We start from the raw sequence: 2,751 nt of genomic DNA on the forward strand, positions 1-2,751 counted from the left end.
ACCGAGATCTACACGTACTGACACACTCTTTCCCTACACGACGCTCTTCCGATCTGGGCCGCCAAGGAAGAGGCCCTGGCCGAGAACGAGCGGCTGAAGCGATTGCTCGCGGACAAGGCCGAGCCGTCTGGCTCCAGGACGCAGTAACGATCTCGGTCGGGAGCTCTTCCTTTTCTCCGGACCCTTTGCGCGCTACCGTGTCGACGACACGGGGGCCACGGGCGTCGCGCACCATGCGCGGAAAACGCGTGTCCGTACCCGGCCAGCGCCTATCCGCACCCGGGCGGCGCGCATCCGCCCGGTCGCGGGTACGGCCCGCGCCCTGATCACCGGCGCCGGGGTTTCATAGAGGCCCAGGGTTGCAATGCACTTCACCGAGGTCTTCATCCGCCGGCCGGTCGCCACCACCCTGCTGACCCTGGGGCTCTTTCTAGCCGGGGTCTTTGCCTTCCCCTGCACCCTGCAATTCGACCTGAACCGCAAGTCGCGACGGCACCGGCGCTGCGACAGCGGCGAACTGGCGCGTCATGACAATGTCTGGCAACGGTGCTACGCTGACCCCAGACAACGGAGAACCGCCATGGCCATATCACCTCGTTCGGAGAAACTCGACTTGCGCTTGACCCCGGCGGCCAAGCAGACGCTCTATGCCGCCGCTAGAGCCGCGCGGCGGTCGGTGAGCGACTTCGTCTTGGAGAGCGCCCTCTCGCGCGCCGAAGAAACCTTGCCCGACCGTCGGCTCTTCGGCCTGGATGCCGAGCATTGGGAGGCCTTCATGACGGCGCTGGATGCGCCGCCGCGCCCCCTGCCGCGTGTGGAACGGCTGTTCGCCACCCCCAGCATGTTCGAGGCCCCCGACGTTCACCCGTGACCTTGTTCGCCATCGAGAAGCTGGCGCGTCATCATGCGGTGGACGAGTTCGACTGCGGACAGCCAGCCCTCAACCGCTTTCCGACTCGCTACGCGCTCACCAGCCAACAGGCCAATGCCTCCCAAGCCTACCTGGGACTGGCCGAGGCCGCGGTGGTGGGCTTCTATACGCTGGTCGTCAGCGAGATCGCCGATGACGATGCCCCGGACCGGCTGACTCGCGGGATGGCCCGTCATCCGGTTCCACTGCTGCTGTTGGCGCGACTCGCGGTCGGCACGGCATGGCAGGGCCAAGGGGTCGGGGCCGGTCTGCTCAAGGATGCCATGCGCCGGACGGTCCGGGCGGCCGGCATCGTCGGCATCCGCGCACTCGCCGCTCATGCGAAGGATGACGCGGCCCGCGCCTTCTACGAACACTTCGGTTTCATCGCCTCGCCGACCGACCCGCTGCATCTGTTCATCCTGACCAAAGACTTGCGCAGCGTTATCGGCAACGCGGGCGACGACGGGGGGTGACGCGCACTCTGTCGGTGTCGAATGGTCGGCTTGGTGAGAGACAGCGATGCCCGAGTAAGCGGACCACGGACCCGGGCCAAGGGGTTAGGTATACTGTCCCCAGATCTCCTCTTGGAAACCGACCCGACGATGAGATCGTTGTTGTTTACCTGGGCCTAACTTGAGTGGGAGAAGGTTCCGATGCCCACCGCCGTCGCCATCCCGATCGAACTGCCGGCTGTTCCGGTCCCCCGGCGCCACCCCATCACCGTAACCGAGTACTTCCGCATGGGCGAAACCGGCGTCTTGGACCCGCAGGCGCGGGTCGAACTCATCGAGGGGGAGATCATCGATATGCCGCCGATCGGAGCACCCCACGCGAGCAAGACCAATCGACTGCTCGATCTGCTGACCGCTGCGGTCCGCGGTCAGGCCATCGTCTCCGTCCAGAACCCGGTCATCCTGGGCGATCTGTCCGCCCCGGAGCCCGACCTTGCCTTGTTGCGTTACCGGGATGACTACTACGTGCAGGCGCACCCCCGCCCCGATGACATCCTGCTCCTGATCGAGGTGGCGGACACAAGCCTTGTCCATGACCGTAACACCAAGCTGCCGCTCTATGCCCGCTTCCAGATCCCAGAGTTCTGGATCCTGGACATCTCCGGGCGTCACTTGGACTGTCACCGGGAACCGGACAGCGGGCGCTATACCCAGCAGTTCCGGGTGCATGACCTGTCGCGCGTCGGGATCGGTGCATTACCTGGGGTCGTGCTCGATCTAGGCGCCCTGTTCTGATCTCTCGAAAAGCTGATCTGGGCAATCCCGCGGCTGCGCTCGCTTGAGCCGCCACTCACAAACCGCTTGACGCCCTTTCGGCGGGAAAAGCGGAAAGACCCAAAGGCCCGCGAGATGCACTGCGCTAGCGGAACCCTACACGAGGTTCCACCGGCGGGCTCCGCGGTTTGCTTCGACTACCAGGCATCCACCGGGCTCCTAACCGGCACCACCCCCGGCCGATTGAGCACATGAGTGTAGATCATCGTCGTGGACACATCCGCATGTCCCAGCAGTTCCTGCACCGTGCGGATGTCGTAGCCGGCCTCCAGCAGGTGTGTCGCGAATGAATGCCGCAGCGCATGGCTGTTGATGCGCTTGGGGATACCGGCCCGCTGCCCGGCCGCCCTGATCTCGGCTTGCAAGGACGATTCGTGCAGATGGTGGCGGCGTACCGCGCCGGACTTCGGGTCCTGCGCCAGGCGGCTGCTCGGGAAGACGTACTGCCAGATCCACTCCCGCGCCGCGCTCGGGTATTTGCGGCTGAGGGCCTCCGGCATGTACACGTTGCCCGCCCCTGCCGCCAGGTCGCGATCATGCAGGGCCTTGACC

4 protein-coding genes are annotated in these 2,751 nt (G+C 65.5%); 3 read left to right on the forward strand and 1 reads right to left on the reverse strand.

Annotated elements, in window-relative coordinates; translation table 11 throughout:
* The first annotated feature begins 364 nt into the window (after positions 1 to 364).
* From QZY03_RS28920 to QZY03_RS28930, 3 genes are all read left to right on the forward strand, one after another.
* Positions 365 to 871 (forward strand): DUF1778 domain-containing protein, encoded by a 507-nt coding sequence (locus QZY03_RS28920; protein WP_295587345.1) that lies wholly within the window; start codon positions 365 to 367, stop codon positions 869 to 871.
* A complete protein-coding gene (locus QZY03_RS28925) occupies positions 868 to 1,386 on the forward strand; it encodes a GNAT family N-acetyltransferase (RefSeq protein ID WP_295587347.1) in 519 nt (172 codons plus the stop codon). Before QZY03_RS28920 ends, QZY03_RS28925 begins: the two co-directional genes overlap by 4 nt.
* A 180-nt stretch (positions 1,387 to 1,566) precedes the next feature.
* The gene (locus tag QZY03_RS28930) at positions 1,567 to 2,160 is read left to right on the forward strand and encodes a Uma2 family endonuclease (RefSeq protein WP_295587349.1); all 594 of its coding nucleotides are present in this window, start codon (positions 1,567 to 1,569) and stop codon (positions 2,158 to 2,160) included.
* A 176-nt stretch (positions 2,161 to 2,336) separates the two neighbouring features.
* On the opposite strand, the gene QZY03_RS28935 is transcribed toward QZY03_RS28930, so the two are convergent.
* Positions 2,337 to 2,751 (reverse strand): tyrosine-type recombinase/integrase (locus QZY03_RS28935; RefSeq protein WP_295587351.1); only part of this gene is annotated, 415 nt, incomplete at its 5' end.

The sequence above is a fragment of the uncultured Lamprocystis sp. genome (assembly GCF_903933125.1).
In the GTDB taxonomy this organism is placed as follows: Bacteria; Pseudomonadota; Gammaproteobacteria; order Chromatiales; family Chromatiaceae; genus Thiodictyon.